Consider the following 20762-nt stretch of genomic DNA (forward strand, 5'->3'; position numbering starts at 1 on the left):
CCCAGAGACCCGCCTTCGCCACCGGTGTTCCTCCTGATATCTGCGCATTTCACCGCTACACCAGGAATTCCAGTCTCCCCTGCAGTACTCTAGTCCGCCCGTATCGACCGCAAGCTCACAGTTGAGCTGTAAGTTTTCACGATCGACGCGACGAACCGCCTACAAGCTCTTTACGCCCAGTAATTCCGGACAACGCTCGCACCCTACGTATTACCGCGGCTGCTGGCACGTAGTTGGCCGGTGCTTCTTCTACAGGTACCGTCACTTGCGCTTCGTCCCTGTCGAAAGAGGTTTACAACCCGAAGGCCGTCATCCCTCACGCGGCGTCGCTGCATCAGGCTTTCGCCCATTGTGCAATATTCCCCACTGCTGCCTCCCGTAGGAGTCTGGGCCGTGTCTCAGTCCCAGTGTGGCCGGTCGCCCTCTCAGGCCGGCTACCCGTCGTCGCCTTGGTAGGCCGTTACCCCACCAACAAGCTGATAGGCCGCGGGCCCATCTCGCACCGATAAATCTTTCCACCACCAGGCATGCACCCAATGGTCATATCCGGTATTAGACCCAGTTTCCCAGGCTTATCCCAGAGTACGAGGCAGATCACCCACGTGTTACTCACCCGTTCGCCGCTCGTGTACCCCGAAGGGCCTTACCGCTCGACTTGCATGTGTTAAGCACGCCGCTAGCGTTCGTCCTGAGCCAGGATCAAACTCTCCGTTGAAGACTCTCGAAACACCCGAAGGTGAATCAGAAGTATCTCGAACCAGAGTCCGAAAACCTAGCAAAAATCGCCAGCCGGAAATTAGCTGACTTAAATGTCCGACCCCATCACACGGGGGGTGTGAGGCCGGAACCAAATAAAATATTTGGCACTGACATTCATCGACACACTATTGAGTTCTCAAAGAACACACGCACAAACGATCTCCCGGGCTCTTAGTCCCGCTCGATCGTGAGGCAACTTTTACAGCTTAGCTCAGCCTTCTCAGCGAATCCAAATCCGCTGGTCAGGTGAAGCTAGTGTGATCATCAGGCGCTCCTCGTCCAACCTCGTTTCCCAGGCCCTTGGGGCTCCGGGTCGGTGTCCGTGTCGCTCTGACCTGGAATAAGTTACGTGTTGCTACGAACAGAAGTCAAATCGGCTGGTCAGAGGCTCAATTCGCGCAATTCGCACGCTCTCGGTCTTGCGACCCGTCGCCGGGTGAACGACCTTGGTGGTGTGTACGTCTGCGATTGGTCGATTACCAGTTCTGTTGTCGACGAGTTCGCGGAACGACTTCCCGGCCATAAAGAGACCGACTGGTGTGTTAGTTGGCTGCCGGGCCGATTGTTCACCCGCGCCCAGGCAATGGCCGCCATCGAATTGACCGAACTCCTCTTCGACCCCGCCCGCCCCGCGGGCGCCGATATCCACGCCACCATTGCCGCGACCGCTGAACAGCTCGGCATCCGTCCCATCGATGCGGCCGTCACCCTCTCGGCACGACACCCCAACCGCTGACCCCACCGCTGTCCGGCCGCACCGTTACCGTCCACCCCTCGGTGGGCCCGGATACGCCGTGCGGACGATTCCCGCCGGAAGCCCTCGGCCCACGGGTGGAATTCCTTTGACACACACCGGAATCGGTCCGAGATTGGAGCTGTGACAGGGGTAATCGCACGTCCCGAACAATCCGGAACCGACTGGTCACGATGGTTGCGGGGGCAGGCCGACCAACCACGCTGGGTCCGGCCCGCACTGCTGGGCATCGCTGTCGCGGCCGGGGTCCTCTACGCCTGGGGCATCAGGTCGCAGACACCACACCTCTACTACTCGGCGGCCGCCCGCTCGATGAGCATGAGCTGGCACAACTTCTTCTACGCGGCCTTCGACCCGGACGCGACCATCAGCATCGACAAGCTGCCGGGCGCGATCTGGATCCAGGCGTTGTCGGTACGGGTCTTCGGACCGCATACCTGGGCGTATCTCCTGCCGCAGGTGATCGAGGGCGTACTCACTGTTCTCGTGCTCTACCGTGCGGTGCGGCGGCTGTCCGGTCCGTACGCGGCCCTCGTCGCGGCGGCGGTCGCGGCCCTGGCGCCGGCGGTGGTCGCGCTCGATCGCGGCAATATCTCCGACACCCTGCTGATCCTGCTGCTGGTGCTGGCCTCGGATCAGGCGGCGGCCGTGATCGTGTCGGGGCGGGTGCGGAATCTGGTGTGGTGCGGGCTGTGCATCGGCCTCGCCTTCCAGGCCAAGATGGTGCAGGCCTGGCTGATCGTCCCGGTCCTGGCGGCGGCGCTGCTGCTCGCCGCGCCGAGAACCGAACTGCGGCAGCGCATCACGGGTCTGGCCTGGTTCGGCGCGACCGCGCTGGCGGTGTCGCTGAGCTGGATGTCCGTGGTCAGCCTGCTGCCCGCCGGGCACCGGCCGTACGTCGACGGCAGCCACCACAACTCGCTGTTCGAGCAGGTCTTCGTCTACAACGCGGCCAGCCGTACCAATGACGGATTCAGCGTGGGTTCGGCCAACTTCACGGCCGGCGGTCAGGGCTCGGGATTCCGCGCGGAGCTGGTGCTCGGGCCGGACAGCCGGTTCGACCATCTCTTCGGGGGCAGCGGCGGGCGCGAGACCGGGTGGTTGATTCCGCTCGCCCTCGTCTGCCTGATCGCCCTGGCCTGGGCGGCCCGGCGGCGGCCGCGGACCGACCGTGAGACCGCGGCGCTGGTGCTGTGGGGCGGCTGGCTCGTGGTCCACCTGGTGATCTTCCTGGTGATCGGGACGGTGAACCCCTACTACCTGGCGGTGCTCGCACCCGCGATCGCCGCCCTGATCGGCATGGGGGCCGAGGCTTTCCGGAAGACGGATGACCGCCGGATGCGTGGGCTGGGGCTGGCCACCGTGGCCGCGACCGCCGCGTACGGCTGGTGGCTGTCCGCGGCCGCGCCCGGCTGGGTGCGGGCCGGGCTCGTGGTCGTCGCCGTGGTCCTCATCCTGGCGGCGCTGCGCGTCCGCGAATCATTGGCCACCGCACTGCTACTCGTCGTGGCACTCGCCGCGCCGACGGCGGCCGCGGTCTCGGTGGTCGCGGACGGATACGGCCCGCTCGACACCCCTTACGAATCGGCGCAGGCCCGGCAGGTCACCCAGGGCTTCATGGCCTCCGCCCTCACCTCGGCCCGGAAGCTCGACGCGCAGCTCGCGAAAGCGCCCGACCAGCCGCGGTATCCGCTGGTCACCTTCACCTCCGCGCTGGCCTCGCCGTTCATTGCGAGCAGCGGCCGGCAGGTGCCGGCCATCGGAGGCTTCACGGGTACGGCGCCGGTGCCGACCACCGCCGAGGTCGCCCGCATGATCGAAGCCGGCGAGGTCGGACTGGTCCTGGTGACCCCCGCGGACGACGACCGCGTGACCTGGGTCCGGCAACACTGCCGTGCACTGCCCGGCGGCGGGGACAGCGCCGCGGTCCTCGCCTACACCTGCGCCCGCCACTGACGGCGAAACCGAAACGGTCCCGAATCACTGTGCGGCGCTTAGCATCACTGACCATGCAGGACATCAACGGGCTGATTCACAAGATCAAGCACGGCCTCGACACCCAGGTGAGCCTCTCGCGGCTGCGGCGACACCGCACCCTCGCGGACGCCGCGACCGGACGCACCATCGTGATCACCGGAGCCTCCTCCGGCATCGGACGTGTCGCCGCCGCACAACTCGGCGCGGCCGGAGCCACCGTGCTGCTGGTCGCGCGCCGCGCCGAGGAACTCGAACAGGTAGTCACCGACATCGAGGCCGCGGGCGGCAAGGCCGTCGCCTACCCCTGCGACCTCAACGACTTCGACGCCCTCGACGCCATGACCGCCAAGGTGCTCGCCGACCACGACCACGTCGACATCCTGGTCAACAATGCCGGCCGCTCCATCCGCCGCCCGCTCGACCAGTCCTACGACCGCTTCCACGACTACGAACGCACCATGCGGCTCAACTACTTCGCGGCCGTCCGCCTCATCCTCGCCTTCGCCCCCGGCATGCGCGACCGGCGTGACGGCCACATCATCAACATCCTGTCCCTGGCCAACCTCTACGGCGGACCGGGCTACGCCGCCTACGTCGCGTCCAAAGCTGCCCTCGATTCCCTGAGCACCAGTCTCCAGGCCGAAACCCATACCGAGAACGTGCGTTTCACCTCCATCTACCTCCCCCTCGTCCGTACCCCGATGATCGCCCCCAACGCCGTCTACCAGAACGCCGACGCCCTCACCCCCGAAGAGGGCGGGCAGATCATCTGCGACGCCATCATCGACCGGCCGCGGCGACTCGCCCCGGTCATGGGACGAGTCACCGCGCTCATCGACAGCGTCCTGCCCGAACGCGCCGACGGCATCCGCAGCGCCCGCTTCCGGCACGGCATGTGAACATCCGGCCCGGCCGGTGAGCCGTGCCGGCGTCCGGGGGCCGCCCTCATCCGGTGCGGCGGCCCCACAGCACGGCCAGCTCCAGCATTCACCCGCTCCGCAGCACATACCCGGCGAAATTCGCCTGCTGCGCGCCCGGCACGTGCCACGGAGCCACCACACCGGACAGGGTCAGGGCCGCCGCCACTGCCGCGGGTTCTGACTGCGAGTGGAGGATGCCGTGAGAGCGGACATGGCGGGCTCCTTCACCGATGCACGGCGGGCTGAGCATCCAGGGTGGCGCGGACGGCATCCGCGAGCGGCGTCGGGTCGAGGCCGAAGCGGGTGGTCGCGGCGCTGGAGTCGAGCACGAAGGGGCGGTCGAACTGGTAGCGCAGCTCCCGCATTTCCCGGGCATCGGGCACGAACAGGCCGACCGCCCAGAGCAGGGCGGCGGGCATGCGACCGACCCGGGCGGGCGGCGCTCCGGCCACCGACGCGGTCAGATCGGCCAGGGCGCGGATCGACAGCGGCGGCGGGGTCGGGACGTGCCAGGCTCGGCCCCAGGCGGTTTCGTCATCCGCGACGGCGATCAGCAGGCGGGCCACGTCCTCGGTGGCGGTCCAGCTGTGCGGGGCGTCCGGGTCCGCCGGGACCAGGGCGTGCTTGCCCGCGAGCACCGCGGGTAGTACCAGCACGCTGAAGGCCGAGGTCGCGTTCGGGCCGAGGTAGTCCGAACCGCGCACCTCGGCGGTGCGGATGCGGCCGGCCCGGTGGGCGGCGAGCTGCTCGGTCCACATGTCCGTACGCACCCGGCCCTTCACGGAATTCGGGCGCAGCGGATGCGATTCGGTGACCTGACCGTCGAATTCGCCGTAGCCGTACAGGTTTCCGACGGTGATCAGGGCCGCGCCGGAACACTCGGCGGCCGTCAGGACGGCGCGGTGCAGGGGCGGGAAATCCTGCGGCCAGCGGTGATACGAGGGCTGGGCGCACTGGTACAGGGCGGTGGCGTCCGCACAGTGGGTCAGTAGAGCTGCCGAGTCGGTGGCGTCGGCGGCAATGCGGTCGATATTCGGGTGGTCGGGGCCGGAGCCGCTACGGGTGACGATGCGGACATGGTCACCCCGCGCGGCGAGCAGACGCGCGGTGGCGGCGCCCACCGGACCCGCTCCGATGACGACGTGCAGGGACATGGGTCCTCGATCCTGGTCGGATGTGGATGAGTCGAGAACACTGTTCTCGCTCTTTCGACGGTAAAGGTGCACACCGTTTCCCGTCAAGAACACTGTTCTCCAAGTCGCCTGCCGTTCTCCGAACAGTTGCCTGTTCTCTACACTGCGGATATGTCCGCCGGATCCCTGCGCGCCCGCGTCCGCACCGAAATGATCGAGGAGATCAAGGCCACCGCGCGCAAGCGGCTGGCCACCGACGGCGCGAACCTGTCCCTGCGCGGCGTCGCCCGCGACATGGGCATCGTCGCCTCCGCGCTCTACCGCTACTTCCCCAGCCGCGACGACCTGCTGACCGCCCTCATCCTGGACAGCTACCGATCCCTCGGCGCGACCGCCACCGCGGCCCAGGCCACCGCTCCCGCGAACAACGAACGCGCACAGTGGCTTTCGGTTTGCGCGTCGGTCCGGGACTGGGCCGTCGCCAACCCCACCGAATACGGACTCCTCTACGGCAGCCCCATCCCCGGCTACGACGCTCCGAAGGACACCGTCGGCCCCGCCGCCACGGTCGTCATGCTGCTCGCCGGCATCGCCGCCCATGCCGCGGCCGCCGGCCGCCTCCACCCCGCGCCGCTACCCACGCCCCTCCCCGCCCCGGTGCGCGCGGACCTGCGCACCCTCATCGAACAGCAGTCATCCGACCTCCCCGAAGAGGTCCTCGACCGCGTATTCCTAGCCTGGACACAGCTTTTCGGCCTGGTCACCTTCGAGATCTTCGGCCGCCTCGACGGCACCATCGAAGCGGTCGCCGACTACTTCACCCACCACATGAACCTCATGGCCGACCTCGTCGGCCTCCCCACCGGAAGCTGATCCAACACAAGCGAATCGACCCGAGTCACCACGGCACCGTGCCACCCTCCACAAAGCACTGGGCCCGGCCACCATCAGGTGGCCGGGCCCAGGTCGTTCAATTCCGTTGCCGGAGGCGCGGACTAGAAGTCCATGCCACCCATGCCGCCGGTCGGGTCGCCCGCGGGGGCGGCCTTCTCCGGCTTGTCGGCGACGACGGCCTCGGTGGTCAGGAACAGGGCCGCGATGGAGGCCGCGTTCTGCAGAGCCGAGCGGGTGACCTTGACCGGGTCGGCAACGCCGGCGGCCAGCAGGTCGACGTACTCGCCGGACTCGGCGTTCAGGCCGTGGCCCGCCGGGAGGTTCGAGACCTTCTCGGCGACAACGCCCGGCTCCAGGCCGGCGTTGAAGGCGATCTGCTTCAGCGGGGCGGACAGCGCGACGCGGACGATGTTCGCGCCGGTGGCCTCGTCACCCGACAGGGACAGGGCCTCGAGGGCCGGGGCGGCCTGCAGCAGCGCCACGCCACCACCGGCGACGATGCCCTCTTCGACGGCAGCCTTCGCGTTGCGGACGGCGTCCTCGATGCGGTGCTTGCGCTCCTTGAGCTCGACCTCGGTCGCGGCGCCGGCCTTGATCACGGCAACACCGCCGGCCAGCTTGGCCAGGCGCTCCTGCAGCTTCTCACGGTCGTAGTCCGAGTCCGAGTTCTCGATCTCGGTGCGGATCTGCGCGACACGGCCCTTGATGGCCTCCACGTCGCCCGCACCCTCGACGATGGTGGTCTCGTCCTTGGTGATGACGACCTTGCGGGCGGTGCCCAGCAGCTCCAGACCGGCGGTCTCCAGGGAGAGGCCGACCTCTTCGCTGATGACCTCGCCACCGGTCAGGATGGCGATGTCGGCCAGCATGGCCTTGCGGCGGTCACCGAAGCCCGGGGCCTTGACGGCGATGGACTTGAAGGTGCCACGGATCTTGTTGACGACCAGGGTCGACAGGGCCTCGCCCTCGACGTCCTCGGCGATGATCAGCAGCGGCTTGCCGGCCTGGATGACCTTCTCCAGCAGCGGCAGCAGGTCCTTGACGGTCGAGATCTTCGAGCCGACGAGCAGGATGTACGGGTCCTCGAGGACCGCTTCCTGACGCTCCGGGTCGGTCACGAAGTAACCGGAGATGTAGCCCTTGTCGAAGCGCATACCCTCGGTCAGCTCCAGCTGGAGGCCGAAGGTGTTGCTCTCCTCGACGGTGATGACGCCTTCCTTGCCGACCTTGTCCATGGCCTCGGCGATCAGCTCACCGATGGACGAGTCGCCCGCCGAGATACCGGCGGTGGCAGCGATCTGCTCCTTGGTCTCGACCTCCTTGGCGGTGTCGAGCAGCTTGGCGGTGACGGCCTCGACGGCCTTCTCGATGCCGCGCTTCAGGCCGAGCGGGTTGGCGCCGGCGGCCACGTTGCGCAGGCCCTCACGGACCAGCGCCTGGGCCAGCACGGTGGCGGTGGTGGTGCCGTCACCCGCGACGTCGTCGGTCTTCTTCGCAACTTCCTTGACGAGCTCCGCGCCGATCTTCTCGTACGGGTCCTCGAGCTCGATTTCCTTGGCGATGGAGACACCGTCGTTGGTGATGGTGGGGGCGCCCCACTTCTTCTCCAGCACCACATTGCGGCCCTTGGGGCCCAGGGTCACCTTGACAGCGTCGGCGAGGCTGTTCAGGCCACGCTCGAGTCCGCGGCGAGCCTCTTCGTCGTACGCAATTGTCTTGGCCATTGCGTTGAGATCCTCCAGATCAGGGGATTGGCATGATCTGGTCAGGTTCGGTGCCCGCGACGGACGACCCGGCTCATTTGGTCAAATACAGCCCGGTCTCACCGTTTCCGACCTAGCACTCGCAGGTGCGGAGTGCCAAATCCCTTTTTAGCACTCACCCCAGACGAGTGCAAGGTTGGGGAGATGGCCGCACGAGTCGTCTCGGCGGCCCGGATCCCCCGAGGACTACGAGAAGTGGGAGCGGTCGTCTACGCGCAGCAGCAGGGCGATCAGGGCGTCGGTACGACGTTCCTCCGGGGTGCGCGGCTCACCGTGCTCGATGGTGACGAGCTCGGCATCCTGGAGGAGGAGTTCGGCTTCGATTCGCATGATGGCCCGGATGAACGGTGGTGCGACCTCCGGTGGGAGGTCTCCGTTCACGATGTAGCCGCCGTCCGGCGTGTCCTCGGTGGAGACATAACTGAGCGCGCGCAGCAGATCGGCGCGCTTTTCCCCCGCAACTAGGTCGGAACCCTCGTCGCCCGCCATTCCACAATCGTATCTGCCGCATCATGCACACCAGATGACCCGGTGACGCGGGCGCGATCACGAGCCCTACATCACCAGGTCGGCAGCATGGTGGAGCGACACGCCGACTACTGCGTGTCGGGCGCGGGCGTCGTGACGCCGGGCACCGGCAGCGAGCTCAGCAGGTCCGCGATATCGGCCTGCACCGAGTCCTTGTCCAGACCCAGGCCGGACAGGATGCCGGCGCCGTTCTCCTGGTCCAGCAGGGCGAGCAGCAGGTGCTCGGTACCGATGTAGTTGTGGCCCAGCCGCAAGGCCTCACGGAAGGTCAGCTCGAGGGCCTTGCGGGCCTGTGCGTCGAACGGGATGAGCGCGGGCACCGGCTCGCCGGTGGCGACAGGGAGCGAGGCCGTGGCCACCCGGCGGACGGCGTCGACCGAGACACCCTTGGCCTCGATGACCTTCACCGCGAGGGATTCCGGCTCGGCCAGCAGGCCCAGGATCAGGTGTTCGGGACGGGTTTCGAGACTGCCGACGGCCCGGGCCTCCTCCTGGGCGGCCATCACCACGTGGCGGGCGCGCTGCGTGAAGCGGGCGAACCCGGCATTGGGGTCGAGGGCGGCGACCTGGCCCGGGTCGGCGGGGGCCTTGGGGACGAAGCGCTTCTGAGCGGCCTGCTTGGTCACGCCCATGCTCTGGCCGATGTCGGTCCAGGACGCGCCGGAACGGCGGGCCTGGTCGACGAAGTGGCCGATCAGGTGGTCGGCCACCTCGCCGATGTGGTTGCCGAGGACCACGGCGTCGGAGAGCTGTTCGAGGACGTCGTCGGGACGGGCCTTCTTGATGCCGTCGATCAGATCGTCGAGGCGGATGGAGTTCGTCATGCGTCAACTGTAGGTTGACTATGCCGTATCGGTCAACCCTTAGTTGACGATTATCCGGACGTGGGCTCAGGGCTTCGCCGCCCGGCCCACGGCCAGCACGACCTGCTCCTTGATCCACGCCGCCGTGCGACCGATCAGCACCGTGCGGCCGTTCGAGTCGTCGGCGTGCATCAACTGGACGACGCCGTCGCGACGCCCCAGGCTGATGCAGGTCAGCGCGAAGCGGACCCGATAGGGCGACGGCACCTTCCCACGCACCCGGGCGGCCACCGCCGCACCGATGTACCTGCCCGCGGGCTGCGCGGCCTGGCAGGACATCCGCGCCTCGCGGCCGTTGTGCCCGGGCATGACCGCCGCGTCACCGACCGCGTACACATCCGGGATGCCTTGCACCCGCAACTGCTCGTCGACCAGCACGCGGTCGCGTGCGTCCACCGGCAGGCCGGAGCGGGCCGCCACCTCCGGCACCGTGAAACCCGTTGTCCAGAGCACGGTTTCGGCGGCAATGCGCTCGCCGTCGACGAGCTCGAGTCCGGCCGCGGTCACCGCCGCCACCTTCGCGACGCGCACCCGGACACCGAGGCGATCCAGAACGGTGCGAATGTGCGAGGCCGCCTTGGGGATCAGCCAGCCTCCCGGTTCGTCGGCGCTCACCAGCAGGACCTCGAGATCGGGCCGGGATTCGGCGAGCTCGGCGGCGGTCTCGATGCCCGTCGGGCCGCCACCCACCACGGCGACCCGGCCGGTGAGCGCGGGGATCCGGCGCACATCCTCGGAAGTCGCCACGGTGTGGGCGAATTCGGCGGCGCCGGGCACCATGCCGAGGGCGGCGCGGCTGCCGAGGGCGTAGATCAGCGAGTCGTACTCGACCACTGCGCCGGAAGCCAATTCGACGCGGCGGGCCGCGATGTCGATACGTTCCGCACGGCCGGCGACGAACTCGATGCCCTTGGCCTCCAGGGTCTTCCGCAGTTCCCAGCGCGGCACGTCCTGACCGGCGGCGACCTGGTGCAGCCGCACCCGGTCGATGAATTCGGTGTGCAGGTCGATCACGGTGACCCGCGCGCCCTTGGCCTTCACCGCCTGCTGTGCCGCGGCCAGCCCCGCATAACCCGCGCCCAGTACGACGATTCGATGCTGCCCGGTCATGAGAGTGCTCCTTACCCGGCCCCCGCTCGGTGGCCGACACCCTCTAGACCGGACAGTCCCGCGATCCCTGACAGCTTCCGGATGTGTCCTGCGTCATATGCGAATTCGCGACGCGGAAATCGTCGCTATCCGGCGGCTTCGTCGGCGAGTTGCTGCTCGGCACGCGCGAGATAGGCCAGCTTGTCCGGGTTCACCACGAGCTGGATCGAGGCGATCGAAGGGCCGTCGAAGTCGGCGGACACGGTGCCCATCACCGTTCCCGCCAGCCGGGCCACGAACGCCGGTGCGGCATTGACCTCTTCGACCGCGAAGGTGACACCCGGCACCTTGGTGAACAGACCCACCAGGTAGCGCGCGACGTTCGCGGCGCCGACGATGGGCCGCTTGGCCGCATTGATCTTCGTGCCGCCATCGGCGACGGCGACGATATCGGCGGTGAACATGGCCTCGAGCGCGGCCAGATCACCGGATTGCGCTGCGCTGAGGAACTTTTCGACCAGTTCGCGCGCGTGCGCGGGGGCGGGTTCGAAGCGCGGGCGCTCCTCGTGCACGCGGTGGCTGGCGCGTCGGTAGACCTGCTGTGAATTGGCCTCGGTGAGCTCGAGCATGTCGGCGATCTCGCGGTGCGCGTAGCCGAAGGCCTCGCGCAGGACGAAGACGGCGCGCTCGGTGGGGCTGAGCCGTTCCGCCAGCGCCAGGAAGGCGATCGACACCAGTTCCCGCTGTTCCGCCGATTCCAGCGGACCGAGTTCGCCGTGCCCGGTCGGGACCGGTTCGGGCAGCCAGGGGCCGACGTAGGTCTCGCGGCGGGCACGGGCCGAATCCAGCCAGCTGCGGCAGAGATTCACCAGGATGGTGGTCAACCAGGCTTCGGCGGAGCGGATTCCGGCACGATCGGTGCCGTCCCAGCGCAGGTAGGTCTCCTGTACGGCGTCCTCGGCCTCGGCGGCGGAGCCGAGCATCCGGTAGGCGAGCGCGAACAGGCGCGGCCGATGCCGTTCGAATTCGGCCAGCCCGTTCGCGTCCATCAGTGCCCCAGTTCTCGTCGCACGCAATCGTTTGAGCACGATACGCCTGCCGCCGCGGGCCACGACGGTGGCCACCCGCCACACGCCATCAGGGTGCGGTCCGCGCCCAATGAAGAACCACCGACCGCCCAACCAGAATCGGCGTGAAACTACTTGGGCGCCACCCGGATCGCCACCGCGACCGGCGTATTCGAATACGTCGAGGCCAGGCAGGCCAGTTTGGCGGTGCCCAGCGCCACGTTCGGGCTGCCGTCCAGGAACGACCCCGGATTGGCGGCCAGGACCTGGTCGATCACCTGCTTCTCGGCATCCTCGGTGAGGTCGCGGAAGTCGCCGCAGGTGGTCTGGGCGCCGGCGGGCGCGGCGGTCTTCTTGGCCGCGGTGGCGCTGGTGGGCGCCTCGGCGGGCGGCTGCACCGGAGCCGCGGCGCTGGTGGAAGCGCCCGCGCTGGTGGTCCTGGCCACAGTGGTGGTCCCGGCCTGCTTCAGGCCGTTCGTATCACTGGATTTGTCCGAACCACAACCGGCGAGAGTCAACGCCATCGCACCGGCGGCGAGGGCGACGATCGAAAGACGCTTCATACCCTGCTTTCCGAACTTTCCCGAGAGTGCCAGCACCGGACCGGCCCGGCGCTCGCAGCAGCGTACCCGGCCCCGGCAACTCCCGGTAGAAAAAGTTCCGACCCGCGGCTCTCGTCAGTGCAGGTGCTGCTGCCAGTCCGCGGGCACCCGGCCGCGCGGACCGGGCACCGGCTGGTCCAGCGGATGCGCGTGCGGCGGAGCGAGTTCCGGGCCGCCCTCGTACATCTCCTTGTTCTCGAAGTTGTAGTACCAGTCCTCACCCGGCTCGAAACTCTGGATGAAGGGGTGCCCGGTGCTCTCGAAGTGCTTGGTGCCGTGCTGGTTCGGCGACATGTCGCAGCAGCCGATGTGCCCGCACTGCGCGCACCGGCGCAGGTGCACCCACCAGCCGCCGGCGGCATCGCATTCGACGCAACCGGATCCGCTGGGCGCGATGCTGGGGTCGATGCCTTCGATCTGTTCGGTCATCAGTTGCCTTCCGTCGTTGACTGCGCTGCTGCGAGAGTGGACTGTGCGGCGCCGGGGGCGGCCGCCTCGAGCGGCAGCCGGACGATGAAACGCGTATTCCCGGGCTCGGATTCGACGCGGATGTCGCCGTGATGCTTGTTCACCACGATCCGGAACGAGATGTCCAGCCCGAGCCCGGTGCCCTCGCCGACCGGTTTGGTGGTGAAGAACGGTTCGAAGATGCGGGTGCGGATCTCTTCCGGGATACCGGGCCCGGTGTCGCCGATTTCCACTGCGGCGCACTCGTTCTCACGATAAGTACGGACGCTGAGGGTGCCGCGCCCGGCCATGGCGGAGACCGCGTTGTCGATCAGGTTGGTCCACACCTGGTTGAGCTCGGCGGCGTAGCACGGCACCGGCGGCAGCGCCGGATCGTATTCCTTGACCACCGTGATGTCGTCACCGATCTTGCGGGCCAGCATGACCAGCGTGCTGTCCAGCAGATCGTGCAGGTCCACCACCTGGAACGGGGCCCGGTCCATCTGCGAGTACTGCTTGGCCGCGTTCACCAGAGAAGAGATGCGGTTGGTCGAGTCGGTGATCTCGTTCATCAGCAGCTCGGTCTCGACCGTGTAGTTGAGCCAGCGCATGGCCGCCTCGAAAACGTCACCGCCACAACCGGACAGGGTGCCGTGCACCTTCTCCATCCAGTCGATGTCGAATCCCGCCTGCACGAAGTTCGGCGCGATGTCCCAGCCATTGGCGACGCTGTGGTCCTCGAGCCAGTCACCCAGCTCGTCCTCGCGGTCGGCGGCCTCCAGCGGCGTCAGCGTCGGGGCCTTGGCGACCTGGGCGGCCGCCTCCTCCTGCAGCTGGGCCAGCGCCTCCATGGTCTCGGAGTTGAACTTGCCGTGCGCCATCATCTTCAGCTTGTGCCGCATGCCCGCGACCCGCTCGCGCAGCGAGGAGGTGGCGCGCACCGCGGCGGCCGCCGGATTGTTCAACTCGTGGGTCAGGCCCGCGGAGAGCGAACCCAGCGCCAGCAGCCGTTCCCGCTGACCGATGCGCTCATTGGCATTGCGGTTGCCGAAGAAGACGCCCTCCAGCAGGTGCAGCGCCATCGGGAACCATTCCTGCATCATCTTCGCGAAGGTGCCGGCGTCCAGCACGAAGAACTTCGACGGCCGGGTCACATAGAACGACGCGGTGTAGGTCTGTTCGACCTTGTCGCCCATGTAGGCCGTCCACGCGCCCGAGTACGAGCCGACGTGCTCGGTGCGGACGAGTTCGATCTCCTCGCCGCCCGACATCTTGGTCAGCCGCACCTCGCCGTCCATCAGGACGTAGAAGCAGGTGGCCGGGTCGCCCTCGCGGAAGACCAGCCCGGGCTCGAACATTTCGACCCGGCCGTCCTTGCACAGCCAGGCCAGCTGCTCGGCGTCGAGCTTCTCGAACAGGAACAGCTTCCGCAGTTCGTTCGGGTCACAGATCAATCGGGTGTTGCCCATTCGCCTACTCCTACTGTTTCGCGAGCCAGCGGTGCACCAGCATGACGGCCATGGCGCCCTCGCCGACCGCGGAGGCCACCCGCTTCGCGGATTCCGACCGCACGTCGCCGGCCACGAACACACCGGGCACGCTGGTCTCCAGATGCTGCGGGGGACGGGGGAGTTCCCAGCCCGCAGGCCGTTCGCCGCCGACCATGAGGTCCGGTCCGGCCAGCACGTAGCCAGCGTCGTCGCGCTTGACGATGCCCTCGAGCCAGTCGGTTTCCGGCGCCGCACCGATGAACAGGAACAAACGCTCCGCGTCCACCTTTTCTTCCGTGCCGGTCTCGTTGTCGCGCAGCACGATCCATTCCAGGTGGTCGTCGCCGTCGGCGGACACCACCTCGGTGCGGGTGTGCACCTTGATGTTCGGGATCTCCGCGATCTGCTGAATCAGGTAGTGCGACATGGACGCTTCCAGCGACGCCCCGCGCACCAGAATGTGCACGGTCCGGGCCCGCCGGGACAGGAACACCGCCGCCTGGCCCGCCGAGTTCGCGCCACCCACGATGTAGACGTCCTTGTCGGCGCAGTCGCTGGCCTCCGTCATGGCCGAGCCGTAGTAGACGCCGCGGCCGGTGTATTCGTCCACGCCGGGGGCCGGGTGGTGGCGGTAGTTGACGCCGGTGGCGATGAGCACCGAGTGCGCCGCCACGCTGCCGCCGTCGGCGAACCGCACCACCCGCGCGGAACCGCAGGCCTCGAGGGCCACCACCTCCCGCGCGGTGATCAGCTCGGCCCCGAATTTCACGGCCTGCCGGCGGGCCCGGTCGGCCAGCTGCGCGCCGGAGAGACCGTCGGGGAAGCCCAGGTAGTTCTCGATGCGGGAGCTCTGCCCGGCCTGGCCGCCGGTGGCGGTGCGTTCCACCAGCACGGTGCGCAGACCCTCCGACGCGCCGTAAACCGCCGCGCCGAGACCGGCCGGACCGCCGCCGACCACGATCAGGTCGTAGAAGTCGCTGGAGGCGTCGGTGTTCAGGCCCACGCCCTCGGCCAATTGCGCGTCGGTGGGCATGATCAGCACATCGCCGCTGGGATTGATGATGACCGGGCACTGGTCCTCGGTGACATTGGCGGCGGTCAGCAACCGCGCCCCCTCCGGCTCGTCCACCTGGTACCAGCGATACGGCAACTGGTTGCGCGCCAGGAACTCCCGCACCTCCGAGCAGCGGGCCGACCAGCGGTGGCCCACCACCTTGGTCTCGGTCACCGGCTTGTGCTCGTCTCCCCGCCAGGCCTCCAGCAGGGCGTCGACGACCGGGTAGAGCTTCTCCTCCGGCGGATCCCACGGCTTGAGCAGGTAGTGGTCCAGGTCGACCACATTGATGGCCTCGATGGCGGCATTGGTGTCCGCGTAGGCGGTCAGCAGCACGCGGCGCGCGTACGGGTGCAGGTCCATGGCCTGCTCGAGGAATTCGACGCCGTTCATACCGGGCATCCGGTAGTCGGCGATTATGACCGCGACCGGCCGGCCGCGCAGTTTCATCTCCCGAAGGGCCTCGAGCGCATCGGCGCCGGACTCCGCCCGCAGAATCCGGTAGTCCGCCCCGTACCGGCGGCGCAGGTCCCGCACGACCGCGCGCGAGACGCCAGGATCGTCGTCGACGCTGAGGATGGCCGGCTTTGCGGTAGCTGGTGAAGTCACCTAACGAGTATGGGCTGACGAGGCAAGACCGCGAAGGCCAGACCGTGCCATGTTCGCGTCAGGCGGAACAGACCTGCGTTCTTGCTCGAACGCCCCCCGGCACACCGGTTCAAATCCGGTGATGCTCAATGAGATCCATTTCGGTGGGGGTGAGCAATCGCTCGAGTCGCTCTTCGAGGGCGCCGTTGGCCTTGCGGCGGAAGCGCTTCGTCGGTTTGTCGAGCGTCATGGACTCCGCATTGGTACCGGACTCTTCAGCGGGGAGGAGTGGGACCGTCTTGGTCTCGAAATGCAGGAGCGAACGCAGGTTCACGGCCGATCACCTCACGTTTCCAATCGGAAAGCTGGTGGCAGTGTCTGTTGCTGCTTCGTCTATCCCACATTGTGCGCCGGGCATTACATTTCGGACATCAACACCCCCGGAATGTGATCTAGTTGGTTTTCAACCGCGGAATGAACCGGCGACACACGCTGTACGCGCAGGTGGGGTGTGGTGATCCACACCACGGAGCCGAGGTGATCCACGCCACCCGAACTAGGATGCGTGGTACCGATCGTCACGTCCCCGGAGGCAACGTTGCCGAAAACTCTCGAAGCCAGCATCGATATCGCGGCAGCACCCGAGCAGGTCTGGAGCGTCGTCGCCGACCTCAGGCGCATCCCCGAGTTCAGTCCGCAGACCCTGCGCATGCAGCCGCTGGGCCGCGTGGTGCACACCGGCACCTGGACGGTGAACCTCAACAAGGCCAAGGGCTACATCTACCCGACCACCTCCCGGGTGGTGCGGTTCGAGCCGAATCGCGCGATCGCCTTCCGCATGACCGAGAACCGGACCATCTGGAGCTACACCCTCGAGCCCACCGCGGACGGCGGCACCAAGCTGGTCCAGCGGCGGGACGTACCCGGCGGCAAGCTGCCCCGGTGGCTGCAGTTCACCATCGACACCGTGTTCGGCGGTGAACAGCCCTTCGAAGGCGCGCTCGAGGACGGCATGCAGGTAACCCTCGGGAAGATCAAGCAAACCGTGGAGCGCTGAGCGTAGGTTCGCCCTATGCGACGAATGACAGCGCTCTGCGCCGCCACCGCCGGTGCCGCGCTCGTGCTCACCGGCTGCGGCAGCTCCGACTCCTCGGGTGACCGGACGGTCACCGTCACCGGTACCGGAAAGGTCCAGGGCACACCGGATGTGCTCAATGCCGACCTGGGCACCGAGGTGAGCGCGGCCGACGTGTCCGCGGCCGTGAACCAGGCCAACGACAAGGCCAAGGCGATCACCGACGCCATGGTCACGGCCGGGGCCAAGCGCGAGGACATCAAGACCAGCGACCTGTCCGTGCAGCCCACCTACGGCACCGACGGCCACAACATCACCGGCTATCGCGCCACGAACACCATGCACGTGGCCGTGCGGGACCTGCCGAAGGCCTCGGGCATCCTGTCGGCGGCGGTGCAGGCGGGCGGCAACGACACCCGCATCAACTCGGTGGCCTTCGGACTGGAGGACAACACCAAGCTGCTGTCCGACGCCCGCGCGCGGGCCTTCGACGACGCCAAGAGCCGCGCCGAGCAGTACGCGGGCCTGTCCGGGCTGAAGCTGAAGACGGTCAAGACCATCAGCGAAAACGGCAGCGGCACAACGCCGCCGCCGAAACCGATGTACCGGGACACCGCCCCGGGCGCCGCGCCCAACGTCAACCTCGAACCAGGCCAGCAGACGGTCACGTTCACCGTGACCGTCGCCTGGGATATGGGATAGCTCGTCCGCTGCGCGCCGCCGGGTGGGCGGCGCGCAGCGGCGCTCATTTGAAGTTCGGCAGCTGGACCACCTGCGCCGCCCAGGACAACCCCGCACCGAAGGCGATGAGCAGTGCGGTGCCGCCGGGTTTGGCGTCGCCCGCGCGCATCATGGCCTCCATGGCCAGCGGGATCGAAGCCGCCGAGGTATTGCCGGTCTCCTCGATGTCGTTGGCCAGGGCGCACCGCTCGGGGAGCTTCAGCACCCGCGCCATGATCTCGATGATGCGACCGTTGGCCTGATGCGGGACCATCGCGTCCAGATCGTCCGTGGTCAGGCCCGCCCGCTCGATGGCCTCGCGGCACACCCCCTCCAAAGAGTGTGCGGCCCAGCGGAAGACAGCTGTTCCTTCCATGGCGAGGTAGGGCCGGACGGCGTCGAGGCCCTTCTCGTCGATCTCGGCGAAGAACTGAAGCCAGTCCTTGTCCTGGCGGATGGCGTGGTGCTGGGTGCCGTCCGATCCCCAGACGGTCGGGCCGATGCCCGCTTCGCTGGAGGGGCCGATCACCACCGCGCCGGCGCCGTCGGCGAAGAGGAAGGCGGTGCCACGATCCCTCGGGTTGACCGTGTCCGTCAGCTTTTCCACGCCGATGACCAGCACGTGCCGGGCGGTGCCGCCCTTCACCAGATCGGACGCCATGGCGACCGCGTGGCAGAAGCCCGCGCAACCGGCCGAGACATCGAAGGCCGCCACATTGTTCAGACCGAGTGCAGTGGCGACCTGCGGCCCCGCGCCGGGCGTGAGCAGTAGCCAGGTGGACGTTGCGACGATGACGCAATCGATCTGATTCGCGTCGATCTCCGCTGCTTCGATGGCGTCGCGGGCAGCCGCGGCGCTCATGCTGACAATCGTCTCCTCGGGGGAGGCGAAGCGTCGGTTGCGGATGCCGGAACGCGTCCGGATCCACTCGTCACTGGAATCTATCGGCCCAGCCACCTCGTCATTGGTGACGATTCGCTCCGGCCGGTACACACCGAGCCCGAGCATGGCCGTGTGCTCTGCCCCGTTGATCGAGGCAATTCGAGCAGACATTGGTTCTCTCCTATGTACTGCGTACCGCGCGTCGAACGTGACCTTCATCGGGCTCCTCAGCCCCCGCGGACCCACAATGCCGCAGACATGAGGCTCCCTCATCTTAATCGCGATAGCCTCTCATGCCAGTTCTTCTGATCACAATCGAGGGGTCATTGCCGGGTGGCGCACCTCCGGTCCGGGAGGCCGGGCCGCAGGTGTTCGGTCACCGAGAACGCGAGCGTCGAACTCACTTCACGTATCGTGTGATCGCGGTCCCTGACCGCATCTACCCCTGCATGAAAGAGGAGCCTGTGGCCCGCCGACCCACCCCGCCCGGCACTCCGGAACAGACCGGCCTCGGTCACGTCGCCGACCTGGTCCGCAAAGCCGTTCCGCCGCTGCATCCGGCAGGTCTGCCGTTCGTGGCCGCACCGCTGGCGGTGGCCACCCTCGGCTATCGGCGAAAGTGGCTGCGCCGCACGGGTTTGCTGGCGGCCGCGGCCTGCGCCACCTTCTTCCGGCACCCGCACCGGGTGCCGCCGAACCGCGCCGGCGTCGTGGTGGCCCCCGCCGACGGTGAGGTCGCCCTGGTGGACACGGCGGTGCCGCCGGCCGAACTCGGCCTGGGCGACGCGCCGCTGCCGCGGGTGAGCATCTTCCTGTCGGTGCTGGACGTGCACGTGCAGCGGGTGCCGGTGAGCGGCCTGGTGGAACAGGTCGCCTACCAGAAGGGCCGCTTCCTCTCCGCCGACCTGCCCGAGGCCAGCGACCGCAACGAGCGCAACAGCATGGTCATCGAGACCGTCTCCGGGCAGCGCGTGGTGGTGGTGCAGATCGCCGGGCTGCTGGCGCGCCGCATCGTCTGCGAGGCCAAGGCCGGCGACAAGCTGAACATCGGTGACACCTACGGCCTGATCCGGTTCGGTTCGCGCGTGGACACCTACTTCCCGGCCGGGACCAGGCTGCTGGTCACCCCGGGGCAGCGCACCATCGGTGCGGAAACGGTGCTGGCCGAACTGGATTCATGATGGAACAACTCGCGCCCACACCGAACGGGCGTCGCCGTAACCGCACTATCCGGCTGCTGCCGAGCATGGTGACCATCCTGGGACTGTGCTCGGGCCTGTCCGCGGTGAAGTTCGGCATGGAGGGCAAGCTGGGGATCGCGCTGGCGCTGGTCGGCGCGGCCGCGGTCTTCGACATGCTGGACGGGCGCATCGCCCGCATGCTGGACGCCACCACCAAGATGGGCGCGGAGCTGGATTCGCTGTCGGACGCCATCGCGTTCGGCGTCACGCCAGCCCTGGTGCTGTATGTGACCTTCCTGCACGCCGACAGCATCGGCTGGATCCTGGCGCTGATGTTCGCGGTCTGCATGGTGTTGCGGCTGGCCCGCTTCAACACGCTGATGGACGACGACAACCGCCCGGATTGGCAGCGTGAGTACTTCACCGGCGTGCCCGCCCCAGCGGGCGCGCTCATCGTGCTGACACCTATCGCGCTGTCCGAGCAGTTCGGCGACGGCTGGTGGGTGAGCTTCCCGGTGGTGGCGGTGTGGACGGTGCTGACCGGCCTGCTGTGCGTGAGCACGCTGCCCACCCTGGCCGTCAAGTCGGTGTCGGTGGCCCCGCGCAGCGCGCCCATCCTGCTGGTGCTGGTCGCGCTGGCCGCCGCGCTGCTGGTCACGTACCCGCTCATCCTGATGATGGCGCTGGTCGTGCTGTACCTCGGCCACATTCCGTTCGCGGTGCACTCCGCGCGCTGGGTGGCGGCCCGGCCCGAGACCTGGAACCACAAGCCCGCCGAGCGCCGCGCCCAGCGCAAGGCGCAGCGCCGCCAGCGCCCGCTGGCCGGCCGGGTGCCGCGGGTGTCGGTGTCCACGGCGCGGCTGCGGCTGCGCCGACCGGGTCAGCGCGACCGGGTATCGAACAGCCCCGGGAGCTGAGACCCAACGGCCGGGCCACAATTCGCCCGCGGTGACGTCGGCGGACGGTCGGCCCGGG

The 20762-nt window shown here is 68.0% G+C and carries 20 protein-coding genes and 1 rRNA gene; 8 read left to right on the top strand and 13 right to left on the bottom strand.

The features are described 5' to 3' along the window. Nucleotides 1-715: ribosomal RNA gene (locus tag ACIRRA_RS26715) — 16S ribosomal RNA — on the bottom strand; the annotation flags it as partial. A gap of 480 nt (nucleotides 716-1195) precedes the next feature. Here ACIRRA_RS26715 and ACIRRA_RS26720 point away from each other — a divergent pair. The 3 genes from ACIRRA_RS26720 to ACIRRA_RS26730 all read left to right on the top strand — a co-directional run bounded on the left by ACIRRA_RS26720 (nucleotide 1196) and on the right by ACIRRA_RS26730 (nucleotide 4389). Next, entirely contained in the window at nucleotides 1196-1495 is a 300-nt protein-coding gene (locus ACIRRA_RS26720; RefSeq protein WP_402773355.1) for a hypothetical protein, read from the top strand. 141 nt (nucleotides 1496-1636) lie between these two features. Continuing rightward, entirely contained in the window at nucleotides 1637-3469 is a 1833-nt protein-coding gene (locus ACIRRA_RS26725) for an ArnT family glycosyltransferase (protein ID WP_402773357.1), read from the top strand. A 53-nt stretch (nucleotides 3470-3522) separates the two neighbouring features. Continuing rightward, nucleotides 3523-4389 (top strand): SDR family NAD(P)-dependent oxidoreductase, encoded by an 867-nt coding sequence (locus ACIRRA_RS26730; protein WP_402773360.1) that lies wholly within the window; start codon nucleotides 3523-3525, stop codon nucleotides 4387-4389. Between the two features lie 245 nt (nucleotides 4390-4634). Here the strand turns inward: ACIRRA_RS26730 and ACIRRA_RS26735 are convergent, their stop codons facing one another. Continuing rightward, the gene (locus ACIRRA_RS26735) at nucleotides 4635-5564 is read right to left on the bottom strand and encodes an NAD-dependent epimerase/dehydratase family protein (RefSeq protein WP_402773362.1); all 930 of its coding nucleotides are present in this window, start codon (nucleotides 5562-5564) and stop codon (nucleotides 4635-4637) included. Nucleotides 5565-5714: 150 nt separating this feature from the next. Between ACIRRA_RS26735 and ACIRRA_RS26740 the strand changes: the two genes are divergently transcribed. Further along, entirely contained in the window at nucleotides 5715-6416 is a 702-nt protein-coding gene (locus ACIRRA_RS26740; RefSeq protein ID WP_402773365.1) for a TetR/AcrR family transcriptional regulator, read from the top strand. A gap of 122 nt (nucleotides 6417-6538) precedes the next feature. Here ACIRRA_RS26740 and groL read toward each other — a convergent pair whose 3' ends face one another. The 10 genes from groL to ACIRRA_RS26790 all read right to left on the bottom strand — a co-directional run bounded on the left by groL (nucleotide 6539) and on the right by ACIRRA_RS26790 (nucleotide 16262). After that, a complete protein-coding gene (groL, locus tag ACIRRA_RS26745) occupies nucleotides 6539-8161 on the bottom strand; it encodes a chaperonin GroEL (protein ID WP_402773368.1) in 1623 nt (540 codons plus the stop codon). A gap of 225 nt (nucleotides 8162-8386) precedes the next feature. Then, a complete protein-coding gene (locus ACIRRA_RS26750; protein WP_157389774.1) occupies nucleotides 8387-8689 on the bottom strand; it encodes a hypothetical protein in 303 nt (100 codons plus the stop codon). A 107-nt stretch (nucleotides 8690-8796) separates the two neighbouring features. After that, nucleotides 8797-9552, bottom strand: a complete 756-nt coding sequence (locus tag ACIRRA_RS26755; protein ID WP_402773372.1) for a Clp protease N-terminal domain-containing protein — start codon at nucleotides 9550-9552, stop codon at nucleotides 8797-8799. Between the two features lie 66 nt (nucleotides 9553-9618). After that, entirely contained in the window at nucleotides 9619-10701 is a 1083-nt protein-coding gene (locus ACIRRA_RS26760) for an NAD(P)/FAD-dependent oxidoreductase (protein WP_402773375.1), read from the bottom strand. Between the two features lie 125 nt (nucleotides 10702-10826). Continuing rightward, a complete protein-coding gene (locus tag ACIRRA_RS26765; protein ID WP_402773686.1) occupies nucleotides 10827-11729 on the bottom strand; it encodes an RNA polymerase sigma-70 factor in 903 nt (300 codons plus the stop codon). A 149-nt stretch (nucleotides 11730-11878) separates the two neighbouring features. Continuing rightward, the gene (locus tag ACIRRA_RS26770) at nucleotides 11879-12310 is read right to left on the bottom strand and encodes a hypothetical protein (protein WP_402773377.1); all 432 of its coding nucleotides are present in this window, start codon (nucleotides 12308-12310) and stop codon (nucleotides 11879-11881) included. Between the two features lie 114 nt (nucleotides 12311-12424). Next, a complete protein-coding gene (locus ACIRRA_RS26775) occupies nucleotides 12425-12778 on the bottom strand; it encodes a UBP-type zinc finger domain-containing protein (RefSeq protein WP_357004805.1) in 354 nt (117 codons plus the stop codon). Next, nucleotides 12778-14265 (bottom strand): ATP-binding protein, encoded by a 1488-nt coding sequence (locus ACIRRA_RS26780; protein WP_402773381.1) that lies wholly within the window; start codon nucleotides 14263-14265, stop codon nucleotides 12778-12780. Before ACIRRA_RS26780 ends, ACIRRA_RS26775 begins: the two co-directional genes overlap by 1 nt. Nucleotides 14266-14275: 10 nt before the next feature. Beyond that, the gene (locus ACIRRA_RS26785; RefSeq protein ID WP_402773384.1) at nucleotides 14276-15949 is read right to left on the bottom strand and encodes an FAD-dependent oxidoreductase; all 1674 of its coding nucleotides are present in this window, start codon (nucleotides 15947-15949) and stop codon (nucleotides 14276-14278) included. Between the two features lie 109 nt (nucleotides 15950-16058). Further along, nucleotides 16059-16262: a hypothetical protein gene (locus tag ACIRRA_RS26790; protein WP_357004814.1), complete on the bottom strand. Its 204-nt coding sequence runs from the start codon at nucleotides 16260-16262 to the stop codon at nucleotides 16059-16061. Between the two features lie 264 nt (nucleotides 16263-16526). Here ACIRRA_RS26790 and ACIRRA_RS26795 point away from each other — a divergent pair, with 264 nt between their 5' ends. Continuing rightward, a complete protein-coding gene (locus ACIRRA_RS26795) occupies nucleotides 16527-16985 on the top strand; it encodes an SRPBCC family protein (protein WP_402773387.1) in 459 nt (152 codons plus the stop codon). A gap of 15 nt (nucleotides 16986-17000) precedes the next feature. After that, nucleotides 17001-17705: an SIMPL domain-containing protein gene (locus ACIRRA_RS26800; RefSeq protein WP_402773390.1), complete on the top strand. Its 705-nt coding sequence runs from the start codon at nucleotides 17001-17003 to the stop codon at nucleotides 17703-17705. 43 nt (nucleotides 17706-17748) lie between these two features. Here the strand turns inward: ACIRRA_RS26800 and ACIRRA_RS26805 are convergent, their stop codons facing one another. Then, a complete protein-coding gene (locus tag ACIRRA_RS26805; protein WP_402773392.1) occupies nucleotides 17749-18777 on the bottom strand; it encodes a beta-ketoacyl-ACP synthase III in 1029 nt (342 codons plus the stop codon). 293 nt (nucleotides 18778-19070) lie between these two features. On the opposite strand from ACIRRA_RS26805, the gene ACIRRA_RS26810 reads away from it, so the two are divergent. Both ACIRRA_RS26810 and pssA read left to right on the top strand, forming a co-directional pair. Continuing rightward, entirely contained in the window at nucleotides 19071-19787 is a 717-nt protein-coding gene (locus ACIRRA_RS26810; RefSeq protein ID WP_402773395.1) for a phosphatidylserine decarboxylase, read from the top strand. Further along, nucleotides 19784-20704, top strand: coding sequence for a CDP-diacylglycerol--serine O-phosphatidyltransferase (pssA, locus tag ACIRRA_RS26815; protein WP_402773397.1), 921 nt, complete (start codon nucleotides 19784-19786; stop codon nucleotides 20702-20704). The genes ACIRRA_RS26810 and pssA overlap by 4 nt, the downstream gene beginning before the upstream one ends. Nucleotides 20705-20762: the final 58 nt, after the last annotated feature.

Origin of the sequence: Nocardia sp. NPDC101769 (genome assembly GCF_044766925.1) — a bacterium.
Lineage (GTDB): Bacteria > Actinomycetota > Actinomycetes > Mycobacteriales > Mycobacteriaceae > Nocardia.

Coding starts and splice junctions, on each gene's coding strand:
- ACIRRA_RS26730 (WP_402773360.1), top strand. CDS start 3,523: ATGCAGGACATCAACGGGCTGATTCACAAGATCAAGCACGGCCTCGAC.
- ACIRRA_RS26735 (WP_402773362.1), bottom strand. CDS start 5,564: ATGTCCCTGCACGTCGTCATCGGAGCGGGTCCGGTGGGCGCCGCCACC.
- ACIRRA_RS26740 (WP_402773365.1), top strand. CDS start 5,715: ATGTCCGCCGGATCCCTGCGCGCCCGCGTCCGCACCGAAATGATCGAG.
- groL (WP_402773368.1), bottom strand. CDS start 8,161: ATGGCCAAGACAATTGCGTACGACGAAGAGGCTCGCCGCGGACTCGAG.
- ACIRRA_RS26750 (WP_157389774.1), bottom strand. CDS start 8,689: ATGGCGGGCGACGAGGGTTCCGACCTAGTTGCGGGGGAAAAGCGCGCC.
- ACIRRA_RS26755 (WP_402773372.1), bottom strand. CDS start 9,552: ATGACGAACTCCATCCGCCTCGACGATCTGATCGACGGCATCAAGAAG.
- ACIRRA_RS26760 (WP_402773375.1), bottom strand. CDS start 10,701: ATGACCGGGCAGCATCGAATCGTCGTACTGGGCGCGGGTTATGCGGGG.
- ACIRRA_RS26765 (WP_402773686.1), bottom strand. CDS start 11,729: ATGGACGCGAACGGGCTGGCCGAATTCGAACGGCATCGGCCGCGCCTG.
- ACIRRA_RS26770 (WP_402773377.1), bottom strand. CDS start 12,310: ATGAAGCGTCTTTCGATCGTCGCCCTCGCCGCCGGTGCGATGGCGTTG.
- ACIRRA_RS26775 (WP_357004805.1), bottom strand. CDS start 12,778: ATGACCGAACAGATCGAAGGCATCGACCCCAGCATCGCGCCCAGCGGA.
- ACIRRA_RS26780 (WP_402773381.1), bottom strand. CDS start 14,265: ATGGGCAACACCCGATTGATCTGTGACCCGAACGAACTGCGGAAGCTG.
- ACIRRA_RS26800 (WP_402773390.1), top strand. CDS start 17,001: ATGCGACGAATGACAGCGCTCTGCGCCGCCACCGCCGGTGCCGCGCTC.
- ACIRRA_RS26805 (WP_402773392.1), bottom strand. CDS start 18,777: ATGTCTGCTCGAATTGCCTCGATCAACGGGGCAGAGCACACGGCCATG.
- pssA (WP_402773397.1), top strand. CDS start 19,784: ATGATGGAACAACTCGCGCCCACACCGAACGGGCGTCGCCGTAACCGC.